The sequence below is a fragment of the Streptomyces sp. NPDC093089 genome (genome assembly GCF_044754405.1).
Lineage (GTDB): Bacteria > Actinomycetota > Actinomycetes > Streptomycetales > Streptomycetaceae > Streptomyces.
Genome location: NZ_JBIVPA010000004.1, coordinates 17,038 through 38,244, shown reverse-complemented (window position 1 = coordinate 38,244; position 21,207 = coordinate 17,038). Strand labels below are relative to the sequence as shown.

The 21,207-nt window shown below is 73.7% G+C and carries 19 protein-coding genes; 11 read left to right on the top strand and 8 right to left on the bottom strand.

What is annotated here, in order from left to right; translation table 11 throughout:
* Positions 1-37: 37 nt before the first annotated feature.
* Positions 38-2,500, top strand: a complete 2,463-nt coding sequence (locus tag ACIQFX_RS10280) for a beta-glucosidase (RefSeq protein WP_402460783.1) — start codon at positions 38-40, stop codon at positions 2,498-2,500.
* A 57-nt stretch (positions 2,501-2,557) separates the two neighbouring features.
* Here ACIQFX_RS10280 and ACIQFX_RS10275 read toward each other — a convergent pair whose 3' ends face one another.
* Entirely contained in the window at positions 2,558-3,439 is an 882-nt protein-coding gene (locus ACIQFX_RS10275; RefSeq protein WP_402460781.1) for an SGNH/GDSL hydrolase family protein, read from the bottom strand.
* Positions 3,440-3,698: 259 nt separating this feature from the next.
* On the opposite strand from ACIQFX_RS10275, the gene ACIQFX_RS10270 reads away from it, so the two are divergent.
* Both ACIQFX_RS10270 and ACIQFX_RS10265 read left to right on the top strand, forming a co-directional pair.
* Positions 3,699-4,193, top strand: a complete 495-nt coding sequence (locus ACIQFX_RS10270; RefSeq protein WP_402460780.1) for a DUF3145 domain-containing protein — start codon at positions 3,699-3,701, stop codon at positions 4,191-4,193.
* Positions 4,194-4,262: 69 nt separating this feature from the next.
* Positions 4,263-5,798 carry a PQQ-binding-like beta-propeller repeat protein gene (locus ACIQFX_RS10265; RefSeq protein WP_402460778.1) on the top strand — a complete coding sequence of 512 codons (1,536 nt, stop codon included), beginning with the start codon at positions 4,263-4,265 and terminating at the stop codon, positions 5,796-5,798.
* Between the two features lie 54 nt (positions 5,799-5,852).
* Here the strand turns inward: ACIQFX_RS10265 and fabF are convergent, their stop codons facing one another.
* From fabF to fasR, 5 genes are all read right to left on the bottom strand, one after another.
* Entirely contained in the window at positions 5,853-7,115 is a 1,263-nt protein-coding gene (gene fabF / locus ACIQFX_RS10260; RefSeq protein ID WP_402460777.1) for a beta-ketoacyl-ACP synthase II, read from the bottom strand.
* A 79-nt stretch (positions 7,116-7,194) separates the two neighbouring features.
* The gene (locus tag ACIQFX_RS10255; protein WP_366291290.1) at positions 7,195-7,443 is read right to left on the bottom strand and encodes an acyl carrier protein; all 249 of its coding nucleotides are present in this window, start codon (positions 7,441-7,443) and stop codon (positions 7,195-7,197) included.
* A gap of 60 nt (positions 7,444-7,503) precedes the next feature.
* On the bottom strand, positions 7,504-8,574 hold the full coding sequence (locus ACIQFX_RS10250; RefSeq protein ID WP_402460775.1) for a ketoacyl-ACP synthase III: 1,071 nt from the start codon (positions 8,572-8,574) through the stop codon (positions 7,504-7,506).
* Positions 8,575-8,592: 18 nt separating this feature from the next.
* Positions 8,593-9,510, bottom strand: coding sequence for an ACP S-malonyltransferase (locus ACIQFX_RS10245; protein ID WP_402460773.1), 918 nt, complete (start codon positions 9,508-9,510; stop codon positions 8,593-8,595).
* Positions 9,511-9,599: 89 nt separating this feature from the next.
* Positions 9,600-10,781: a fatty acid biosynthesis transcriptional regulator FasR gene (fasR, locus tag ACIQFX_RS10240; protein ID WP_017239141.1), complete on the bottom strand. Its 1,182-nt coding sequence runs from the start codon at positions 10,779-10,781 to the stop codon at positions 9,600-9,602.
* A 128-nt stretch (positions 10,782-10,909) separates the two neighbouring features.
* Here fasR and ACIQFX_RS10235 point away from each other — a divergent pair, with 128 nt between their 5' ends.
* Positions 10,910-11,584 carry a pirin family protein gene (locus ACIQFX_RS10235; protein WP_402460772.1) on the top strand — a complete coding sequence of 225 codons (675 nt, stop codon included), beginning with the start codon at positions 10,910-10,912 and terminating at the stop codon, positions 11,582-11,584.
* Positions 11,585-11,588: 4 nt separating this feature from the next.
* On the opposite strand, the gene ACIQFX_RS10230 is transcribed toward ACIQFX_RS10235, so the two are convergent.
* The gene (locus ACIQFX_RS10230; RefSeq protein WP_402460770.1) at positions 11,589-12,779 is read right to left on the bottom strand and encodes an Ig-like domain-containing protein; all 1,191 of its coding nucleotides are present in this window, start codon (positions 12,777-12,779) and stop codon (positions 11,589-11,591) included.
* A gap of 206 nt (positions 12,780-12,985) precedes the next feature.
* On the opposite strand from ACIQFX_RS10230, the gene ACIQFX_RS10225 reads away from it, so the two are divergent.
* The 5 genes from ACIQFX_RS10225 (at position 12,986) to ACIQFX_RS10205 (ending at position 18,786) form a co-directional block, all read left to right on the top strand.
* Positions 12,986-14,179 carry a lipid II:glycine glycyltransferase FemX gene (locus ACIQFX_RS10225; protein ID WP_402460768.1) on the top strand — a complete coding sequence of 398 codons (1,194 nt, stop codon included), beginning with the start codon at positions 12,986-12,988 and terminating at the stop codon, positions 14,177-14,179.
* Positions 14,176-15,786: a murein biosynthesis integral membrane protein MurJ gene (gene murJ / locus ACIQFX_RS10220; RefSeq protein ID WP_402460766.1), complete on the top strand. Its 1,611-nt coding sequence runs from the start codon at positions 14,176-14,178 to the stop codon at positions 15,784-15,786. The genes ACIQFX_RS10225 and murJ overlap by 4 nt, the downstream gene beginning before the upstream one ends.
* A gap of 116 nt (positions 15,787-15,902) precedes the next feature.
* Positions 15,903-16,586: a response regulator gene (locus ACIQFX_RS10215; RefSeq protein ID WP_402460764.1), complete on the top strand. Its 684-nt coding sequence runs from the start codon at positions 15,903-15,905 to the stop codon at positions 16,584-16,586.
* 8 nt (positions 16,587-16,594) lie between these two features.
* The gene (locus ACIQFX_RS10210; protein WP_402460763.1) at positions 16,595-18,199 is read left to right on the top strand and encodes a sensor histidine kinase; all 1,605 of its coding nucleotides are present in this window, start codon (positions 16,595-16,597) and stop codon (positions 18,197-18,199) included.
* Positions 18,196-18,786 carry a hypothetical protein gene (locus ACIQFX_RS10205; protein WP_402460762.1) on the top strand — a complete coding sequence of 197 codons (591 nt, stop codon included), beginning with the start codon at positions 18,196-18,198 and terminating at the stop codon, positions 18,784-18,786. The genes ACIQFX_RS10210 and ACIQFX_RS10205 overlap by 4 nt, the downstream gene beginning before the upstream one ends.
* A gap of 97 nt (positions 18,787-18,883) precedes the next feature.
* On the opposite strand, the gene ACIQFX_RS10200 is transcribed toward ACIQFX_RS10205, so the two are convergent.
* Positions 18,884-19,705: a serine hydrolase domain-containing protein gene (locus tag ACIQFX_RS10200; RefSeq protein WP_402461551.1), complete on the bottom strand. Its 822-nt coding sequence runs from the start codon at positions 19,703-19,705 to the stop codon at positions 18,884-18,886.
* A gap of 60 nt (positions 19,706-19,765) precedes the next feature.
* Between ACIQFX_RS10200 and ACIQFX_RS10195 the strand changes: the two genes are divergently transcribed.
* Both ACIQFX_RS10195 and ACIQFX_RS10190 read left to right on the top strand, forming a co-directional pair.
* Entirely contained in the window at positions 19,766-20,182 is a 417-nt protein-coding gene (locus tag ACIQFX_RS10195) for a MerR family transcriptional regulator (RefSeq protein ID WP_402460761.1), read from the top strand.
* The gene (locus ACIQFX_RS10190; protein WP_402460760.1) at positions 20,179-21,201 is read left to right on the top strand and encodes an aldo/keto reductase; all 1,023 of its coding nucleotides are present in this window, start codon (positions 20,179-20,181) and stop codon (positions 21,199-21,201) included. Before ACIQFX_RS10195 ends, ACIQFX_RS10190 begins: the two co-directional genes overlap by 4 nt.
* Positions 21,202-21,207: the final 6 nt, after the last annotated feature.

Below are 21,207 nucleotides of genomic sequence, written 5' to 3'. Positions count from 1 at the left end.
ATCGGGGTCATCGGTACGTCAACGAGGAGGTACGGCCATGGCGGAGAACAGCGCGGAGACCGCGAGGAACGCGGCCGTCGAGACGGCGCTCGGCAAGCTCGACCTGGACAGCAAGACGCGGCTGCTCGGCGGCCAGGACATGTGGTCCCTGCCCGCCCTGCCGGAGATCGGCCTGAAGTCCCTGGTCATGTCCGACGGCCCCATCGGCGTCCGCGGCGTCCGCTGGACCGCCGACGACCCGTCCGTCGCCCTGCCGTCCCCGACCGCGCTCGCCGCCGCCTGGGACCCCGCGCTCGCCCGCCGGGCCGGCCGCCTCCTCGCCCAGGAGGCCCGTCGCAAGGGCGTCCACGTCCTCCTCGCGCCCACGGTCAACCTGCACCGCACCCCGCTCGGCGGCCGCCACTTCGAGGCGTACAGCGAGGACCCCTTCCTCACCGGCGCCGTCGGCACCGGCTACGTCCAGGGCGTCCAGGACGGCGGCGTCGGCACCACCGTCAAGCACTTCGTCGCCAACGACGCCGAGACCGACCGCTTCACCGTCGACAACAAGGTCGCCCCGCGCCCGCTCCGCGAGGTCTACCTCGCCCCCTTCGAGGCCATCGTCAGGAACGCCCACCCCTGGGGCATCATGACCGCCTACAACCGGGTCAACGGCGTGACGATGACCGAGCACCGGTACCTCGTGAACGAGGTCCTGCGCGGCGAGTGGGGCTTCGACGGCTACAACGTCTCCGACTGGATGGCCGCCCGCTCCACCACCGGCGGCATCGAGGGCGGCCTCGACGTCGCCATGCCCGGCCCCGTCACCGTGTACGGCGAGGCCCTCGCGGCCGCCGTCCGCGCCGGCGAGGTCGAGGAGGCCGCCGTCGACGCGGCCGTGCGCAACGTGCTGCGGCTCGCCGCCCGCGTCGGCGCCCTCGAAGGCGCCCCGCCGGTCGTCGCCGAACCCCCGGCCCCGATCGACGGCGACGCCCTCGCCCGCGAGATCGCCCGCCGCGGCTTCGTCCTCGTGCGCAACGAGGACGCGGCGCTGCCCCTCGCGGCCGGCCGCACCGTCGCCCTCTCCGGCGCCGCCGCCCGCGACGCCCGCGTCCTCGGCGGCGGCTCCGCCCAGGTCTTCCCCGACCACGTCGTCTCCCCGCTCGACGGCCTCACCGCAGCCCTCCCCGACGGCGCCCTCACCTTCACCGTCGGCGCCGACCCCAGCGAGGAACTCACCCCCGCCGGCTCCGTCTCGACCGGATTCGCCCTGCGGGCCCGCTGCCGCGACGCCGAGGGCCGGCTCCTCGGCGAGGGCTCCCTGCCCAACGGCCAGGTCCAGTGGATCGGCGACGACCTGCCGGCCGGCGTCACCCACGAGGCCCTCGCCTCCGTCGAGGTCGTCGGCACCTACACCCCGCGCGAGACCGGCGAGCACTCCTTCGGCACCCGAGGCCTCGGCGCCTTCGCCCTCGCCGTCGCGGGCGAGACCGTCTTCGAGGGCGTCCAGGCCATGGGCCCCGAGACCGACCCCTTCGAGGCCTTCTTCGGCTCCCCGGTCGAGCGCGCCAAGGTCGCGCTCACCGCCGGCGAGACCGTCGAGGTCTCCCTCCTCCACACCCTCGACAAGGAGTTCGCGGCCCCGCTCCCGGCCGTCATGTTCTCCTTCGTCCACCTCGGTCCGCGCCGTGACCCCGACGAACTGATCGCCGAAGCCGTCGAAGCGGCCCGCGCCGCCGACACCGCCGTCGTGGTCGTCGCCACCACCGAGCGCGTCGAGTCCGAGGGCTTCGACCGCAAGGACCTCGCCCTCCCCGGCCGCCAGGACGACCTCGTACGGGCCGTGGCCGCCGCCAACCCGAACACCGTCGTCGTCGTCAACGCCGGCTCCCCGGTCGAACTGCCCTGGCGCGAGGACGTGGCCGCGATCCTCCTCAGCTGGTTCCCCGGCCAGGAGGGCGGCGCCGCCCTCGCCGACGTCCTCACCGGCGCCGAGGAGCCCGGCGGCCGCCTCCCCACCACCTGGCCCGTCGCCCTCGCCGACGCCCCCGTCACCGAGGTCACCCCCACCGACGGCGAACTCGACTACACCGAGGGCGTCTTCGTCGGCTACCGCGCCTGGGACAGGGCCGGCGCCGTCCCCGCGTACCCCTTCGGCCACGGCCTCGGCTACACCACCTGGTCGTACGACTCCCTGGTCGCCGTCCCCGCCGACGGCGACGGCGGCACGGCCACCGTCCGGCTCACCAACACCGGCGACCGCACCGGCCGCGAGGTCGTCCAGGTCTACCTGGCGCCCACCGGCGACACGGTGGAACGCCCCGCCCGCTGGCTGGCCGGCTTCGCGAGCGTCGAGGCCGGCCCCGGCGAGACCGCCGAGGCCCGGATCGCGCTGCCCCGCCGCGCCTTCGAGATCTGGGACGAGGAGAAGGGCGACTGGACCCTCGTCACCGGCGCCTACGAGGTCGTCGCCGCCCACTCCCTCACGGACGCCCGCCTGACGACCGCCCTCGACGTCTGATCCAGGACGTCCCCCGACCGGCCCCGGGGCGGAACCTGACAACCGCCCCGGGGTCCCTCACTCCTTCGTGATCCGCCGGTACGCGAGCTCCGCGAGCCGCGCCTGCCCGTCCTTGCTCGGATGGAACCAGTCCCAGGGGCTCAACTGGCCGCCGTCGAAGCGGAAGCCGAAGACCGCCCCGCCGTCGTACCGGCAGCGCGCGTCCCCGGCGCAGACCTCTTTCAGGACCCGGTTGTACGCCACCACCCGGTCCCGCACCTCGGCCCGCCGCCGCTCCGCCGCCGGGCCGAGGTCCTCCGCGTCCGCGAGCATCGAGCCGCAGATCCCCAGCTTCCACACCTGCAGGCCGAGCGGGCTGACCCGCCCCGTCGACCACAGGTGCCTCAGGTCCGGCACGCTCGACACGTACACCTGCGCCTTCGGTGCGCCCGCCCGCAGCCGGGCCAGCGCCGCCTCGAAGGAGGCGCGGAAGTCGGCGACCGGGGTCATCGCCCCGGGAGTCGGCCGGCAGGCGTCGTTCGCGCCCATCATCACCGTCACCAGCTCGGGCTTCTCCGCCGCCGCCCCCGCCATCTGCTCGGGCAGCTCCGCCATCCGGGCGCCCGTCCGGGCCAGGTTCCAGCTGTGCGTGGCCACCTTCGACGGGCCGAGCAGCCGCAGCGCCAGGCTGTTCACGGCCGCGTCGGTCCCGGTCGCCCACGACACCTCGGGGCAGTCCGCGAGGACCGAGCAGGCGTCGAAGGCGCGGGTGACGGAGTCGCCGACGGCGGCGACGGAGGCGGGGGAGACGTCCCAGAGGGGCGTCGCCCTCGGCACCGGTCTCGCCGCGGGGGCCTTCGCCGCCGGCTCCCCGGCCGTACAGCCGGCGAGCGTCCCCGCGCACAGCAGTCCTGCCGCCGCGACGGCGACGGCGGTACGGAATCGGCGTCGGCCGCGCATCCCCGGCCCCTCCTTCGGCGTCCTGGCGAGTGAAAGCTTCGTGTTCACCGGCCCCCGGACCGACCGTACGTCACACCGACGACGGTGCGGCACGGTAGCTTTTCCCCCGTCGAACCAGAGGCGCCTTTGCCGACCGGCTCCGGTAAATTACATCACGTCACTTCCTGTCCCCTTTTTGGCGGTTTGTGACGTTTTACTCCTGATGCTGTTTACTGAGGCCGTTGGGAAAGGCGAACCTCGTCCCACACTGGAGGTCCCGGTGACGACACGTGGAGTCCTGTACGTACACTCCGCACCGCGCGCGCTCTGCCCGCACGTCGAATGGGCGGTGGCGGGCGTCCTCGGTGCGAGGGTCCAGCTCGACTGGATCCGCCAGCCGGCGTCCCCCGGCACCTGGAGAGCCGAGTTCTCCTGGCAGGGCCAGACCGGCACCGCCTCCGAACTCGCCTCCGCACTGCGCGGCTGGCAGATGCTCCGCTTCGAGGTCACCGCGGAACCCTGCCCCACCGCCGAGGGCGAGCGCTACAGCGCCACCCCCGACCTCGGCATCTTCCACGCCGTCACCGGCATGCACGGGGACATCCTGATCCCCGAGGACCGGCTGCGGGCCGCCCTCGCGCGCTCCCTGCAGGGCGAGACCCAGCTGGAGGCCGAGGTCGCCAAGCTCCTCGGCAAGCCCTGGGACGACGAACTGGAGCCCTTCCGGTACGCCGGTGAAGGCGCCCCCGTCCGCTGGCTGCACCAGGTCGTCTGACAGCCCTTCACCGACACGCTGTAGATTCCCGCCCGGGCGCGCAGGGGGCGCGCCTGAAGGGGTTGAGAGATGACGCGTGACGGTGTGTCCGGCGCCTTGTTCGGCGCCGCGACGGTCTTCCTGGCAGCGGGAGTGCTCGGCGGCTCCTGGCCCACGGGCTGGGCGGCGGCCGTGTGCGCCCTCGTGTGCGCGGCGCTGGGGGTCACCGTCCTCGCGGCCCGGCGCGGCCGCCGTACCGCCCCGGAGGTCCGGGACGCGGCACCGCTACCGGGCTCCGGCACGAACGACACCGACACCCGCGCCCCGCGCACCGGTCCCGACAAGACCGACGCCGAACCCCGTACCGCGGCGTCGGGACGGGCCTCCGTCGTGGCCGCGGCCGCGGTGTGGACGCTCGCGCTGATCGTCGCCGGCGTCTGGGTCGACGGCGACGACACCGAGGCGACGGGCAAGGCGCCCGCGAAGCCCGCTCCCACCGCGTCCCTCGACACCCGGCCGGCCGTCGCGTGGTCGATCCCGGGCGTGGGCCGGAACCACGACAGATCGGTCGGCTTCTGGGGTCTCGGCTCCGCCGTCGCGCAAGGCCGGATCGACGGACTCTTCGCGTACGACGGCACCGACGGCCACGTCCGGTGGGGCGTGCCCGCACCCACCCGCGAGGCCCTGTGCGCCATGACCCCGGACGTCGAGGAGGGCGTCGGGCTCATCGCGTACGGCCGCCACGACAAGCCCTGCGCCACCCTGCTCGCCGTCCGCGTCTCCGACGGCAAGGTCCTGTGGAAGCGGAACCTCGGTGGAGAGGGACTCGTCGAGGGCACTCTCGCCGTCGGCGGCACCACCGCGCTCAGCGCCGAGGAAGGAGTCGTCCGGGCCCGCTCCACCGAATCGGGTGAGCAGCGCTGGCAGCGCGCGGTGCCCAAGGACTGCGAGACCCTGGCGGTCGACGCCGACGCCACCCGTACCCTCCTCGCCGAGCAGTGCGGCAAGGGCGCCCGGCTCCTCGCCCTCGACACCCGTACCGGCGCACAGCGGTGGACCCGCGACCTGCCCGTCGAGTCGGACGCCACGGCGGCGGTGGTCTCCGTCTCCCCGGTCGTCCTCGCGGTCGACGAGGCGGACAAGCGCGGCACCCACGCCTTCCTGGTCTTCGACGACGAGGGTGCGCCGACCGTGACCGTGCCCCTCTCCGGGGCCGAAGGGATCCTCTCCGCGCCCGAAGGCGTCGCCGCACAGGACTTCCTCCGGCCCGTCGTCCGGGACGGCCTCCTCGTCACCCTCGCCCAGCGGGAGTCGATGGTGCCCACCTACGCCGTCGCGTACTCCCTGAAGGACGGCCGGAAGGCGTGGTCGTACCACGCGGAGAGCCAGACGATGGCGCTCGCGGTGGAACCCGACGGCCGCATCGCCGTGCTCGAGAACCAGGGTTCGGGCCGGATCGCCCTCCTCGACCGCGCCACCGGCAAGGCCGCCACCGGCGTCGAACCCGACACCGGCAGGACCGTCGGCATCTCCATCTACCCCGAACTCGTCCCCGTCCCCGGCGGTCACGTCGTCCTCAACCAGATCCTGATGCAGGCGGAACCCGCGGCCTACGCCCTCCGCTGACCCATGCGAAAGGCCCGCCCCGGACGGGGGCGGGCCTTTCGCATGAGCCGTGGATCAGACGGTGCGGAACGCCAGGACGACGTTGTGGCCGCCGAAGCCGAAGCTGTTGTTGATCGCGGCGATGGTGCCCTGGGGCAGCTCGCGCGGCTCGCTGCGGACGATGTCCGCCTCGACCTCGGGGTCCAGCTCGTCGACGTTGATCGTCGGCGGGGCGAGGCGGTGGTGGAGCGCCAGGACCGTCGCGACGGTCTCGATGCCGCCGGCACCGCCGAGGAGGTGGCCGGTCATCGACTTGGTCGCGGAGATCGCGACGTGGTCGAGGTCGTCGCCCAGGACCTTGCGCAGCGCCTTGATCTCGGCGACGTCACCCTGCGGCGTCGACGTGGCGTGCGCGTTGAGGTGGACGACCTCGGACGGCTTGAGGTCCGTGGAGTCGAGCAGGTTCTGCATCGCGGCGGCGATGCCCCGGCCGGTCGGCTCGGGCTGCGCGATGTGGTGGCTGTCGGCCGACAGGCCCTGGCCGAGGACCTCGCAGTAGATGCGCGCGCCGCGCGCCTTCGCGTGCTCCTCGGACTCCAGGATCACGACGCCCGCGCCCTCGCCGAGCACGAAGCCGTCACGGCCGGTGTCGTACGGACGCGAGGCCTTCGTCGGCTCGTCGTTGTTCTTGGACATCGCCATCATGTTGGCGAAGGCGGCGATCGGCAGCGGGTGGATCGCGGCCTCGGTACCGCCGGCGATCACCACGTCGGCACGGCCGGTGCGGATCATCTCGACGGCGTAGCCGATCGCCTCGGCACCCGACGCGCACGCGGAGACCGGGGTGTGGACGCCCGCCCGGGCGTTCACCTCCAGACCCACGTTGGCGGAGGGGCTGTTCGGCATGAGCATGGGCACGGTGTGCGGGGAGACGCGGCGGACGCCCTTCTCCTTCAGCACGTCGTACTGGTCGAGCAGAGTCGTTACGCCGCCGATGCCGGAGGCGATGACGGAGCCGAGCCGCTCGGGCACGACCTTCTCGTCCTCGCCGGCGGGGGCGGTGTAGCCCGCGTCGGCCCACGCCTCGCGGGCCGCGATCAGCGCGAACTGCGCCGAGCGGTCCAGCTTGCGGGCCAGCGGGCGGGGAAGGACGTCACCGGGGTCGACGGCGGCCGTCGCGGCGATCTGCACGGGCAGTTCGGCGAAGCGCTCGCCCTCCAGGGGCTTGACGCCGGAGCGTCCCGCGAGCAGACCTTCCCAGGTCGACGCGGAGTCGCCACCCAGCGGTGTGGTTGCGCCGATACCGGTAACGACCACGGTGCGATTGGTCGAGTTCACAGGAATTCGTTCTCCATGTGTGTGATGGTCGGAATACGGCGCCACCGCGGGGTGGCGGACCGAGTCAGCAGGGGCCGAATCAGGCCTGGTGCTTCAGGATGTAGTCGGCAGCGTCGCCCACGGTCTTGAGGTTCTTGACGTCCTCGTCCGGGATCTTGACGTCGAAGCGCTCTTCGGCGGCGACGACGACCTCGACCATGGACAGCGAGTCGACGTCCAGGTCGTCGGTGAAGGACTTGTCCAGCTGGACGTCCTCGACCGGGATGCCCGCGATCTCGTTGACGATGTCGGCGAGGCCTTCGACGATCTGGTCCTGGGTGTGAGCCATAGTGGCGCTCCTTCTTGCGGTTACTTCGGTAAAAGGGGGGCTTCCGGACGGATCCGGTGCCTAGGGGAGGGTAACGACCGTCGCGGCGTACACGAGACCCGCCCCGAAGCCGATGACGAGCGCGGTGTCACCGCTCTTCGCCTGCCCGGTCGCCAGGAGCCGCTCCATGGCGAGCGGGATCGAGGCGGCCGAGGTGTTGCCGGTGGTCTCCACGTCACGGGCGACCGTGACGTGCTCCGGCAGCTTCAGAGTCTTCACCATCGAGTCGATGATCCGCATGTTCGCCTGGTGCGGGATGAAGACGTCGAGGTCGTCCGCCGTGATGCCGGCGGCGTCCAGCGCCTGCTGGGCGACCTTCGCCATCTCGAAGACGGCCCAGCGGAACACCGCCTGGCCCTCCTGCGTGATGGCGGGGAACTTGACCTCGCCCTGCTCGTTGAGCGGGAGCTCGGAGACGTCGCCGGTGGGGGTCCCCCCTGCTCGAGCGGAGCCGAGAGCGCGGGGGAGGAAGTCGTTCCACGGGACGGTCTGCTTGATCGTCTCGGACTTGTCGCCCTCGGAACCCCAGACGGTCGGGCCGATGTGCGGCTCGTCCGAGGGGCCGACGATCACGGCACCGGCGCCGTCGCCGAACAGGAAGGCCGTCGCGCGGTCCTCCAGGTCCGTCAGGTCGCTGAGCCGCTCCACGCCGATGACGAGGACGTACTCCGCCGAGCCCTCGACGATCATGCCCTTGGCGAGCGTCAGGCCGTAGCCGAAGCCCGCGCAGCCGGCGGAGATGTCGAAGGCGGCCGGCTTCCCCGCGCCGACCTTGTCGGCGATCTCGGTGGCGACGGCCGGCGTCTGCTTGAAGTGCGAGACCGTGGAGACGATCACGGCACCGATCTGCTCGGCGGTGATGCCGGCGTCCGCGATGGCCTTGCCCGAGGCCTCCACCGACATCGCGGTGACGGTCTCCTCCGGCGAGGCCCAGTGGCGGGTGGAGATGCCGGAGCGCGAGCGGATCCACTCGTCGGTCGAGTCGATCTTCTCGAGGATCACCTCGTTCGGCACGACCCGGGTGGGGCGGTAACCGCCGACACCGAGGATCCGCGCGTACGGGGCGCCCTTGCTGGGCTTGATCTTCGACATGCTTCTCGACACTCCTTGTCAGACGGCCGCGTGCTCAGCGATGAGCGTACGGGCCGCGTCGAGGTCGTCGGGAGTCTTGAGAGCGACGGTGGCCACGCCCGGCAGGGCGCGCTTGGCGAGGCCGGTCAGGGTGCCTCCGGGGCACACCTCGATCAGCGCCGTCGCGCCCAGGGCCTGGAAGGTCTCCATGCACAGGTCCCAGCGGACCGGGTTCGCGACCTGGCCGACCAGGCGGGCCACGACCTCGGCGCCGTCGGTGACGACCTGCCCGTCCTTGTTGGAGACGTAGCGGGTGGTCGGGGCGGCCGGGGACAGCTGCGCCGCGGCCTCCTCCAGGCGCGCCACGGCCGGGGCCATGTGGTGCGTGTGGAAGGCGCCGGCGACCTTGAGCGCGACGACCCGGCGGACGCCCTCGGGCTTGTCCGCCTCCAGGGCGGCCAGCTGCTCCAGGGTGCCGGCGGCCACGATCTGGCCGGCGCCGTTCACGTTGGCCGCGGTCAGGCCGAGCTTCTCGAGGTGCGGGACGGTCACCTCGGGGTCGCCGCCGAGCAGCGCGGACATGCCGGTCGCGGTGATCGCGGCGGCGTCGGCCATCGCGAGTCCGCGGGTCCGGACGAGACGCAGCGCGGCGGTGTCGTCGAGCACGCCGGCGAACGCGGCGGCGGTGAACTCGCCGACGCTGTGGCCGGCGACGACGCCGGGCGACACGTCGCCGAGCGCCGAGGCCGACAGCAGGCCGGCGGCGACGAGCAGCGGCTGTGCCACGGCGGTGTCGCGGATCTCTTCCGCGTCCGCCTTCGTGCCGTAGTGGGCGAGGTCGAGCCCGATGGCGTCGGACCAGGCCGCGATGCGGTCGGCGGCGCCGGGGAGTTCGAGCCAGGGAGTCAGGAAGCCGGGCGTCTGAGCGCCTTGGCCGGGAGCGACGAGTACGAGCACCCTCACACTCTCTCTTGGGGACGGCTCCCGGCGCCCGTGGGGACAAGGACGAAGAACCGTCGGGGGAATTGTTGGTCTCCGACAAAAGTCTAGGACTGGGGATCTCCGTCGGCCAAGCGCCCCAGGATGAGGGCGATCCGCAGCGTGAACGCCGATCGCACGTCGGAGGGCGACCAGCCGGTGACGTCGGTCACACGTCGAAGCCGGTAGCGCACGGTGTTCGGGTGGACGAAGAGCATCCTGGCCGCGCCTTCCAGGCTGCTCGCCTGCTCCAGATAGACACTGAGAGTTTCCAGCAGCGCCGAGCCCGCTTCCTCCAGCGGTCTGTAGATCTCCTCCACCAGCTGTTCGCGCGCCGAAGGGTCGGAGGCGATGGCGCGCTCCGGGAGGAGATCGTCCGCCAGAACGGGGCGGGGAGCGTCCTGCCACGCCGAGCACGCCTTGAGTCCGGCGGCGGCCGCCTGCGCGGACCGGGTCGCCGCGAGCAGGTCGGGCACGACGGGGCCGGCCACGACGGGACCCGCCGCGTACGGGCCGATCAGCGCCTTCGCGACCGCCAGCGGGTTGTCGTTGCCGCCCGCGATGACGACGAGCCGGTTGCCGAGGACCCCGGTGAGGACCTGGAGCTTGGCGTGCCGGGCGGCCCGGCGGATCGCCTCCACCGTCAGCTCGCTGTCGCCGTCGGGGGCGGTGCCGAGGACCACGCACACGTGCTCGGGCGAGTTCCAGCCGAGCGCGGCGGCCCGCGAGACGGCGCCCTCGTCGGCCTCGCCGGAGAGCACCGCGTTCACCACGAGGGACTCCAGGCGCGCGTCCCACGCGCCGCGGGCCTCGGCGGCCTGCGCGTACACCTGGGCGGTCGCGAAGGCGATCTCCCGGGCGTAGACGAGCAGCGCCTCGCGGAGCACGGACTCGTCGCCCGGGGCGGCGACCTCCTCGATCGCCGACTCCATGACCTCGATCGTGGTGCGGACCATCTCCACGGTCTGCCGCAGCGTGATCGCCCGGGTCAGCTCGCGGGGCGCGGTGCCGAAGACGTCCGTAGAGATCGCCTGCGGGGTCTCGGGGTGCCGGAACCACTCGGTGAACGCGGCGATGCCGGCCTGGGCGACCAGGCCGATCCACGACCGGTTCTCGGGCGGCATCGCGCGGTACCACGGCAGCGTCTCGTCCATGCGGGCGATGGCGCCGGCGGCGAGCCGCCCGGAGGACTGTTCGAGGCGCTTCAGGGTCGCGGAGTGCGGATGAGCGGCGTTCACGGGTTCTGGCACGGGGACAAGACTGCCTTATCGGGACGCCGGCGTGCGGGGTCGGGGCGGGTTCGCCTCCGGCGGGGGGCGTCGCCGGCCGCCGGTCCGCCTCCGCCGCGCGCCCCGGCCCGGCGACTACGGTGGGCCCCGTGATACGCATCCAGCGCGCCGGCGAGCGCTACCCCGGCGGCGACCCGGCGGCCGGGATCGAGACCCGGCACGCCCTCTCCTTCGGGCCGCACTACGACCCCGACAACCTCCGCTTCGGCGCGCTCCTCGCCGTCAACGAGGAGCGGCTCGCACCCGGCGCCGGCTTCGACGAGCACCCGCACAGCCACACCGAGATCGTCACCTGGGTCGTCGAGGGCGAACTCACCCACCACGACACCGCCGGCCACGAGACGGTCGTCCGCCCCGGCGACCTCCAGCGGCTGAGCTCCGCCGGGGGCGTCCGCCACGTCGAACGCAACGACGCCGACGTGCCCCTGGTCTTCGTCCAGATGTGGCTCGCCCCGCTGAGCCCGGGCGGGGACCCCTCGTACGAGGTGGTGCGCGGGACCGCCGGCCCGGTCGCGTACGACCTGCCGGCCGCGGACGCCCGGCTGCACGTCCACCGCCCCGGGCCGGGCACCCGCACCGCCGTACCGGACGCCGACCTCGTCTACGTCCACGTGGCCCGGGGGACCGTGCGCCTCGGCGGCGAGGAGCTCGGCCCCGGCGACGCGGCCCGGCTCACCGACACCGGCGCCCTCGAACTGGCCGCCGTGACCGACGCGGAGGTGCTGGTCTGGGAGATGCGGGACTGGCGCAAGGCCCTCGGCTGAACCGTCAGCGCAGCGCGCTCTTCGCCCGCCACTGCTCCCAGCTCAGGTTCCACGCCCCGTAGCCGTTGCCCTCGGCGACGACGCCCTTGGTCTCGGCGCCCTTGATCTCGAAGGGGTCGCCGACGTTCACGGAGGCGTAGAAAGAGGCGGCGTCGGCGTCGCTCATGCCGATGCAGCCGGAGCTCTTGTTGGCCCTGCCGAAGTAGGCCGCGTTCCACGGGGCCGCGTGGGCGTACATGCCCGACCAGGTCAGCCGCATCGAGTGGTCGACCATCTTGTCGTAGGCGTCGCCGAGGCCGACCGTCTCGGAGTTCATGTTGATGGTGCCCTCCTTCGCCATCAGGACGGCCGTGCCGCGCCAGGACCGCTTGTCGCCGCCCGGGGTGCCGCCGGAGACCGGGATCGTGCGGACCGCGCGCCCGTCCCGCACGAGGGTCAGCCGGTGGGCGTCGAGATCGACCCTGACGACCTGGGAGGCGCCGACGGTGAAGCCGGTGCGGTAGTCCCGCACGAACCAGCCGCCGCCCGAGTCGGTGCCGTTCAGGTCCGCTTCCAGCGTGACCTTCGTACCGGGCTTCCAGTACTCCTTCGGCCGCCAGTCGGCCCGGTCGCGGCCCGAGTGGTCCTTGATCCAGCCCCAGGAGCCCTCCGTGGCGTTCGAGGTGGTGACCTTGAGCTGGCGCTCCACGTCCGCCTTCCGCGTCACCGGCAGGTCGAACACGATCGACAGCGGATGCCCGACGCCCACCGTGGTGTTCTTGCCCGGCGCGAGCGTCACCTTGTTGACCTTCGCCGGCTCGGGGGTGCTGAACGAGGACCGGCTCGTCGACTCCCCTCCGTCGCCGGTACGGGAGGTCACCTCCACCGTGTACGAGGTCCCCGGCACCGCCTTGCGGTCCGACACCCAGGTCGTGCCGCCCCCGCCGGTACGGCCCGTGAGCGTCCCGCCCTCCGCGTCGACGACCTTCACCGCGGCGATCGTGCCGCCCGAGGCCCGCACGGTCACCGGACTGCCGGCCGCCGGGTCCACGACCGTCACCTTCGCCGCGGGCGCCGCGGAACCGTGGTCCCGCGTCCCCGACGTGCCGCCGCCGTCCGCGGCCTGGGCCGTGCAGGCGGTGACGGAGGCGACGAGCGCGACGGCCGCGAGGACGGGACGGGTGGTGCGCGGACGGCGTGTGCGTATCGGCAGCACGGAAGACCTCCGTGGAGAGGGGAGAAGAGCGGGATGTCCGGACTGTAGGTCGGCGGGAGCGCCCGCGGGGCGCCGAACGGCCATGTGACGAGGGCTGCGGCACAACGGTCACGGTCCGGTCACATACGACGCGCGCACCCGTCGAATTCGGCTGTGAGCCTGCTGTGCGCCCCACCACCGAGGGGCGGAACCAGGAGGCTCCCGTTGTGTCTGCGCTGCTCGTGACGGCCGCACCCGCCGAACGCCGCGCCCCGGCCGGCCCGCTCAGGGTCGGCCCCGTGACCCCCGAGGTCCACCGCGCCTTCCTCGCGTCCCGGGCCGCCGCCGGCGCGGGCGGCCCCAGCTTCCTCCAACTCCCCTCCTGGGCTCAGGTGAAGGACGGCTGGTGTCACCAACTCGTCGGCTGGGGAACCGAGTCCGGCCCCCTCGCCGGCGTCGCCCTCGTCCTCCTCCGCCCCTTCCCCGGCACCCGCAAGTACTTCGCGTACCTCCCCGAGGGGCCCGTCGCCGACTGGGCCGACCCCGACCTCGACGGCTGGCTCGGACCGCTCCTCGCCCACCTGCGGGCCTCGGGCGCCTTCGCCGTGCGCATCGGCCCCGGCCCCGCCTACCGCCGGTGGGACGCCGCCACCCTCAAGGCCGGCACCGGAGCCGGTCGCCGGCTGGCCGACGTCCTCGCCGACGAGGTCGACCCGCTCGGCACGGTCGTCGCCGACCGGCTCCGGGCCCGCGGCTGGCACCGCTGCGGCGGCGACTCCGGCGACGGCGCCGACGCCCAGCCCCGGCACGTCTTCCAGATCCCGCTCACCGGCCGCTCCACCGACGACCTCTGGTCCGGCCTCAACCAGGAGTGGCGGCGCAACGTCCGCAAGGCCCGCAGGTCCGGCGTCGAGATCACCGTCGGCTCCGCCGCCGACCTCCCCGAGTTCCACCGGCTGCTCCGGATCACCGAGGAGCGCGACGGCTTCCGCCTCGGCCGCGACCTCGCCTACTACGAGCGCCAGTACGCCGTCCTCAACGCCGAGCACCCCGGCCGCATGAAGCTCTACCTCGCCCGCCACGAGGGCGAGGTGCTCGCCGCCCACACCATGATCACCGTCGGGGGGCGCGTCTGGTACCAGACCGGCGCCTCCGCCGACCACCGCCGCGAGGTCCGCCCCTCCAACGCCCTCCAGTGGCGCATGCTCCTCGACGCCCACGCCGCCGGCGCCGCCGTCTACGACCTGCGCGGGGTACCCTCCACCCTCGATCCGGGCGACCGCGCCCACGGGCTCCTGCGCTGGAAGCTCGGCACGGGCGGACAGGTCGTCGAGACGCTGGGGGAGTGGGAGATTCCGATGCAGGGCACGACCAACCAGGCACTGTTCCGCGCCTTCCAGGCGTACCTGGCCCGCCGGTGACGGCGACGCTCACCGCGGCACCGGCCGAGCCGAAGCCCTCGGTCCTCCGCAGCGGCGCGCTCATGGCCGCCGGCTCCCTCGTCTCCCGCGCCACCGGCTTCGTCCGCGCCTCCGTCGTCGCCGCCGCCCTCGGCGCGGGATTCGTCGCCGACGGCTACGCGGTCGGCAACTCCGTCCCCACCATCGTCTACATGCTGCTCCTCGGCGGCGCCCTCAACGCCGTCTTCGTCCCCGAACTCGTCAAGGCCGCCAAGGAGCACGAGGACGGCGGCGTCGCCTACACCGACCGGCTCCTCACCCTCTGCGCGCTCGCCCTCACCGCGCTGACGGCTGCCGCGGTGCTCGCCGCCCCCCTGATCGTCGACGCCTACACCGACTACACGGGCGCGCAACGCGAGACGACACTCGCCTTCACCCGCGCCTGCCTGCCGCAGATCCTCTTCCTCGGCCTCTTCACGCTCCTCGGCCAGGTCCTCAACGCCCGCGGCCGCTTCGGCGCCATGATGTGGACGCCCGTCCTCAACAACGTCGTCGCCGTCGCCGTGTTCTCCCTCTTCCTGCTCGTCAGCGACGGCGGCACCCTCACCCCCGGCGAGGCCGCGCTCCTCGGCTGGGGCACCACCGCGGGCATCGCCGTCCAGGCCCTCGCCCTCCTCCCCTCGCTGCGCGCCGCCGGCTTCCGCTGGCGCCCCCGCCTCGACTGGCGCGGCAGCGGCCTCGCCGCTCCGCTGCGCTCGGCCGGCTGGCTGGTCCTGCTCGTCCTCACCAACCAGGGCGCGTACTGGGTGACCACCTGGCTCGCCACCTCGGTGGGCTCCGTCACCACCGGCGGCTCCGGCCTCGCCGCGTACAACAACGCCTACCTGCTCTGGACCGTCCCGCACGGCATCGTCACCGTCTCCCTCGTCACCGCCGTGCTGCCCCGGATGAGCGCCGCCGCCGCGGACGGCGACCTCGCCGCCGTCCGCCGGGACGTCTCGTACGCCCTGCGGACCAGCGCGGCCGCGATCGTCCCCGCCGCGTGCGCGCTCCTCGCGCTCGCCGTACCGCTGATGACGGTCGTCTTCCGGTACGGCGCGACCACCGGCGACGACATCCGCGCCATGGCCTGGATCCTCGTGGCCTTCGCCCCCGGCCTCGTCGCCCTCTCCGGCCAGTACGTCTGCACCCGCGCCTTCTACGCCCTCCGAGACACGCGCACCCCGTTCGTCCTCAACCTCGTCATCGCCGGCCTCAACGCCGGCCTCTCCCTCACCGCCCACCAGGTGCTCCCGCCGCACTGGGCCGTCACCGGCATGGCCGCCGCCTACTCCCTCGCCCTCTGGGCGGGTTGGGCCGTCACGGCGTACGTCCTGCGCCGGCGGCTGCGGGGCACGCCCTCCGGCGGCTCCGCCCCCGCGCTGGCCCGGCTCCTCGTCGCCGCGGTGCCGGCCACCGGGTACGCGCTCTTCGTCGTCGGCCTCGCCGACGTCGCCGGACCCGTCGTCTCCGGCCTCGCGGGTGCGGGCACGCTCCTCGCCACCTTCGCCCTCCTCGCCCGCCCCCTCCACCTCACCGAACTCCACACCCTCCTCACCACCACGACAACCCGCCTCCGCCGCCACTGACGCCCCGCGCGTGCGGCCCGCACCCCGTGCCGGACGCGGCCCCGCGCCCCGGCGGAACAGTTGCCCACGACGGGGCCCACCCCCGTCTACTCGAACAAGCTTGGGATACTTCGCAGATGCCCCGCGTGCTGTTGATAGAAGACGACCCCTCCGTCCGGGAGGGCGTGGAGCTCGGGCTGCGCCGCCGCGGCCACGACGTGCGGACCGCGCCGACGGGCGAGGCGGGGCTGGCCGCGCTGGGGGAGTTCAGGCCGGACCTGCTGCTGCTCGACCTGATGCTGCCGGGGATGAACGGCGTCCAGGTGTGCCGTCGGGTGCGGGAGACCAGCCAGCTGCCGATCATCATGCTCACGGCGCGCGGCGACGACTTCGACGTGGTCGTCGGCCTGGAGGCGGGCGCGGACGACTACATCGTCAAGCCGGCCCGCACCGAGGTGATCGAGGCCCGGATACGCGCGGTGCTGCGCCGCATCGAGGAGCCGGGCTCCGGGCGCTCCGCCGTCGAGTTCCACGGGGAACTGGCGATCGACCGGGCCGGACTGACCGTCGCGAAGGCGGGCGAACGCGTCGCCCTCGCGCCCTCAGAGCTGAAGCTGCTGCTGCACCTGACGGCCGCGCCCGAGCAGGTGTTCAGCCGGCAGCAGCTCCTGGAGCACGTCTGGGAGCACAGCTACCACGGCGACGCCCGGCTGGTCGACGCCTGTGTCCGCCGGCTTCGGAACAAGATCGAGGACACCCCGGGCGAGCCGCGCTACATCCAGACCCTGCGGGGCTTCGGCTACCGCTTCGGCCCGCTGTGAAGGCCTGCGTGAGCCCGGAGCCCGGGGCCTCCGAGACGTCGGCGGGCCCCGGGACGACGGCGAAGAGGACGACGGCGACAAGGGCGTCGGCGACGAGGACGGGGGCGACGCCGACGGGGGCGACCGCGGAGGCCGTCGGCGCCGCACCCCGCCGGCGCCGCAAGGCCCGCGCGCCGCGCCTCCGCCCGCACCCCTTCGGCCTGCGGACCCGGCTCGTCCTCGCGTTCCTGCTCGTCGCGGCCGTCGGCTGCGGCACGACCGCCGCGCTCACCTACCGGGCCGCGCGCAACGCGATCCTGGAACAGACCCAGGACACCGCCGTCTCCGCGTTCCGGGAACAGGTGGACGCCCTCGGCACCACGCTGCCCGTCGAGGCCGACTCGCTGCGCGGCCCGCTCATGCAGATCGCCCGGCAGGGCAAGCCCCGCCCCTGGCGGGTCTACGCCGAGTACGGCACCGTCCGCGCCTCCTCGACGGACCGCCCCACCTCCTCCGTGATCACCCCCGAACTGCGGGCCCGCGCGACGTCCCGGGAAGCGGGCCCGCACGGCAGCTTCCAGCGCGTGGTGAAGAACGGCACGCCGTACCTGACGATGGCGGTCCCGGCGGTCTTCCGGACCCACGCGACCCAGGGGACGGCCCAGCACACCGGCCTCGTCTTCTACGCCGTCATGGAGCTCGACGAGGAGGAGGCCAACATCGAGGCCATGGTCGCGGCCGCCCGCGACGGCGCCCTCCCCGCCCTCGCCGTGGCCCTGATCCCCGCGCTGATCGCCGCGCGCGGGGTGCTCCGCCCGGTGCGGGAGCTGCGCCACGCCGCCCACAGCATGGGGCGGGGCCGGCTCGACACCCGCATCCATGCCAAGGGCAGCGACGAACTCGCGGACCTGGCAAGGACGTTCAACGAGTCCGCGGCCGCGCTGGAACGCTCCGTCGCCGAGCTGCGGGACGCCGAGGAGCGGGCCCGCCGCTTCGCCTCCGACGTCTCGCACGAGCTGCGCACCCCGCTCGCCGGCATGCTCGCGGTCACCGAGGTCCTCGACGAGGACGCCGGCCTCCTCGACACCGACACGGCCCGCGCGGTCCGCCTCATCAGCACCGAGACCGGCAAGCTCGCCGTGCTCGTCGAGGACCTGATGGAGATCTCCCGCTTCGACGCCCGCGCAGCCGAGCTCCACCCGGACGAGGTCGACGCCGCCGACTGCGTGCGCAAGACCCTCCAGCACCGGCACTGGACCGATCCGGCCCAGGTCGTCCCGTACCTCGACGAGGGCATCAGGGCCCGCCTCGACCCGCGCCGCTTCGACGTCGTCGTCGCCAACCTCGTCGGCAACGCGCTGCGGCACGGCGCCGCGCCGGTGACGGTGCGGCTGTACGCCGAGGGGGACCGGCTCGTGACGGAGGTCGCCGACCGGGGCCCGGGCATCCCCCCGGACGTCCTGCCGCACGTCTTCGACCGCTTCTACAAGGCCGACCGGGCCCGGACCCGCTCGGCGGGCAGCGGCCTCGGCCTGGCGATCACCCTGGAGAACGTGCGCCTGCACGGCGGCACCGTGGAGGCCGCCAACCGTCCCGAGGGCGGTGCGGTCTTCACCGTGCGGATGCCGCTGTGACGCGCCGGACGGCCGCCGCGGCCCTGCTCGCCCCCCTGGCGCTGCTGGCGCTCGCCGGCTGCGGCATCCAGCGGAGCGACGTCGTCGAGGCGGGCGGGGCCGCGACCGTCGCCGTCTACCCCCCGCCCGGCACCACCCGGGTGGTGCTCTACTTCCTCGGGCCGGACGGCCGGCCGCTGCCCGCGGTCCGCGACCTCGGGCAGTTCTCCGGAGGCTGGACGCCCCGGGACGACACGAGCGGCAGCGGCATGGGAGTGGAGACCGGCCGGGGCGAGGCCGTCGCCACCGACAAGGTGCTCGCCATGCTCCTGGCCGGACCGAACGCCCCCGAGACCTCCGCGGGGATGACCAGCGGGCTCCCGCGCCACGGGCTCAACCCGCACGCCGTGGTGGACGAGGCCGCGGGGCTCACGGACGGCCGCGGCCTGGTCCGGCTGAGCACCCCTTTCCCCGTCGGGGACCTGACGGACGGGGCCGTCCAGCAGCTGGTGTGCACGGCCGCCTTCTCGGAGGACCCGGGCGGCATGGTCGAGGTGGCCCTCAGCGGCCCCGACGGCAGCCTCCCCGCGACCCGCTGCCAGGTCTGACCGGCGCCCCCGCGCCACCGAGTGGGCGCGGCCGGTCGGTGCGCGGTCACTCGACGCGCGCTGCCCGTCCGGTGCGCGGCCGCGCACCGTGTCCGGCTCAGCCCCGCGCGCGCAGCTCCGCCAGGACCGCGTCCGTGAACGGCGGCCAGGCCTCGACCGCCCACGGCCCGAAGGGCCGGTCGGTGAGGGCGACGCACGCGGCCGCCGCGTCGGGGTCGATCCACAGGAACGTGCCGGCCTGCCCGAAGTGCCCGAAGGTGCGCGGCGACGACGTGGCGCCCGTCCAGTGCGGGGACTTGGCGTCGCGGATCTCGAAGCCGAGACCCCAGTCGTTCGGCTTCTGGCGGCCGTAGCCGGGCAGGATGCCGGCGAGACCGGGGTACGCCACGGTCATGGCGTCCAGCACGGTCCGGGCGTCGAGCAGCCGCGGCGCCTGCACCTCGGCGGCGAACCGCACCAGGTCGTCCACGGTCGACACGCCGTCCTTGGCGGGCGAGCCCTCCAGGGTCGTCGACGCCATCCCGAGCGGCTCAAGGACCGCCTGGTGGAGGTACTCGGCGAAGGGGATGTCGGTCGCCTTGGCGACGTGGTCGCCGAGCGCCTCGAAGCCCGTGTTGGAGTAGATCCGGCGGGTACCGGGCTCGGCCATGACCCGGTTCTCGTCGAAGGCGAGCCCGGAGGTGTGGGCGAGCAGGTGGCGCACGGTCGCGCCCTCGGGCCCGGCGGGCTCGTCGAGGTCGATCGCCCCCTCCTCGTACGCCACGAGGACGGCGTACGCCGCGAGCGGCTTGGTGACGGAGGCGAGCGGGAAGCGCTGCCCGGTGGGGCCGTGGGACCCGGCCACGGTGCCGTCCGCGCGGACGACGGCCGCCGCCGCGGTGGGGACGGGCCAGTTCTCGATCGACGCCAGGCTCGGCAAGCTGCTCATGGCGCCGAGCCTACTTGCTTCGAGTGCACTCCAACGTTTTAGCGTGGGGGCATGAGCGTGATCGCGAGCAGGGACCCGCGGACGAACGGCACCCGGGCGCACTACACCATCAGCGAGGTCGCCGCCCTGACCGGCCTGTCGGCGCACACCCTGCGCTGGTACGAGCGGATCGGCCTGATGCCGCACGTCGACCGTTCGCACACCGGGCAGCGGCGCTTCACCGAACGCGACCTCGGGTGGCTGGCCTTCGTCGGCAAGCTGCGGCTGACCGGGATGCCGGTCGCCGACATGGTCCGGTACGCCGAACTCGTCCGCGAGGGCGACCACACCCGCGACGAGCGGCGCGAACTCCTGGAGACCACCCGGCGCGACGTCCTCGCCCGGATCACCGAGCTCCAGGACACGCTCGCCGTGCTCGACATCAAGATCGGCCACTACGGCACTGCATGCGGAGGCACAGCTTCATGACCAGCGTGACCAGGATCGACACCGTGCGGCTCGGCCAGGACGGGCCCGAGATCGGCGTCCAGGGCTTCGGCGCCATGGGCATCAGCGAGTTCTACGGCGACACCGACGAGGCGGCGGCCCGCGACACGCTCGACGCGGCCCTGGAAGCCGGCGTCACCCTCGTCGACACCGCCGACATCTACGGCAGCGGCGCCAACGAGGAGTTCCTCGCGCCCTTCCTCGCCGCCCACCGCGACGAGGTCGTCCTCGCCACCAAGTTCGCCATCGAGCGGCGCGCCGACGACCCCACCCACCGGGGCGTCCGCAACGACCCCGCGTACATCCGGAAGGCCGCCGAGGACAGCCTCCGCCGCCTCGGCGTCGAGACCATCGACCTCTACTACATGCACCGCCGCGACCCGGCGATCCCCTTCGCCGAGTCCGTCGGCGCGATGGCCGAACTCGTCCAGGAGGGCAAGGTCCGCTTCCTGGGCCTGAGCGAGGTCACCGGGCCCGAGCTGCGCGAGGCCCACGCGGTGCACCCGATCGCCGCCCTCCAGTCGGAGTGGTCGCTCTTCTCCCGGGACGTCGAGCGCAGCGCCGTCGGTGCCGCCGCCGAGCTCGGCGTGACCTTCGTGCCGTACTCGCCGCTCGGTCGCGGCTTCCTGACCGGGGCGTTCGCGGACGCCGCGAAGGACCTGTCGGGCGGCGACTACCGGGCCCACCAGCCCCGCTTCACCGGCGAGAACGCCGAGCGGAACGCGGCCCTCCTCGACCCGGTCCGCAAGATCGCCGCCGCGCACGGGGCGACCCCGGCGCAGATCGCCCTCGCCTGGGTGCACCACCGGGCCTCCGTCCACGGCCTCACGGTCGTCCCCATCCCCGGCACCCGCAAGCGCTCCCGCCTCCTGGAGAACGCGGCCGCCACCCGCATCACCCTCACCGCCGCCGAACTCGCCGAACTGGAGCCGATCGCCGGCCTGGTGGCGGGCGACCGCTACCCGGACATGAGCCACACGGCCGTGCACCGGGAGGTCTGAGCCGCA

Coding starts and splice junctions, on each gene's coding strand:
- ACIQFX_RS10275 (WP_402460781.1), bottom strand. CDS start 3,439: ATGCGCGGCCGACGCCGATTCCGTACCGCCGTCGCCGTCGCGGCGGCA.
- ACIQFX_RS10190 (WP_402460760.1), top strand. CDS start 20,179: ATGACCAGCGTGACCAGGATCGACACCGTGCGGCTCGGCCAGGACGGG.
- ACIQFX_RS10215 (WP_402460764.1), top strand. CDS start 15,903: ATGCCCCGCGTGCTGTTGATAGAAGACGACCCCTCCGTCCGGGAGGGC.
- ACIQFX_RS10265 (WP_402460778.1), top strand. CDS start 4,263: ATGACGCGTGACGGTGTGTCCGGCGCCTTGTTCGGCGCCGCGACGGTC.
- ACIQFX_RS10255 (WP_366291290.1), bottom strand. CDS start 7,443: ATGGCTCACACCCAGGACCAGATCGTCGAAGGCCTCGCCGACATCGTC.
- ACIQFX_RS10250 (WP_402460775.1), bottom strand. CDS start 8,574: ATGTCGAAGATCAAGCCCAGCAAGGGCGCCCCGTACGCGCGGATCCTC.
- ACIQFX_RS10280 (WP_402460783.1), top strand. CDS start 38: ATGGCGGAGAACAGCGCGGAGACCGCGAGGAACGCGGCCGTCGAGACG.
- ACIQFX_RS10195 (WP_402460761.1), top strand. CDS start 19,766: ATGAGCGTGATCGCGAGCAGGGACCCGCGGACGAACGGCACCCGGGCG.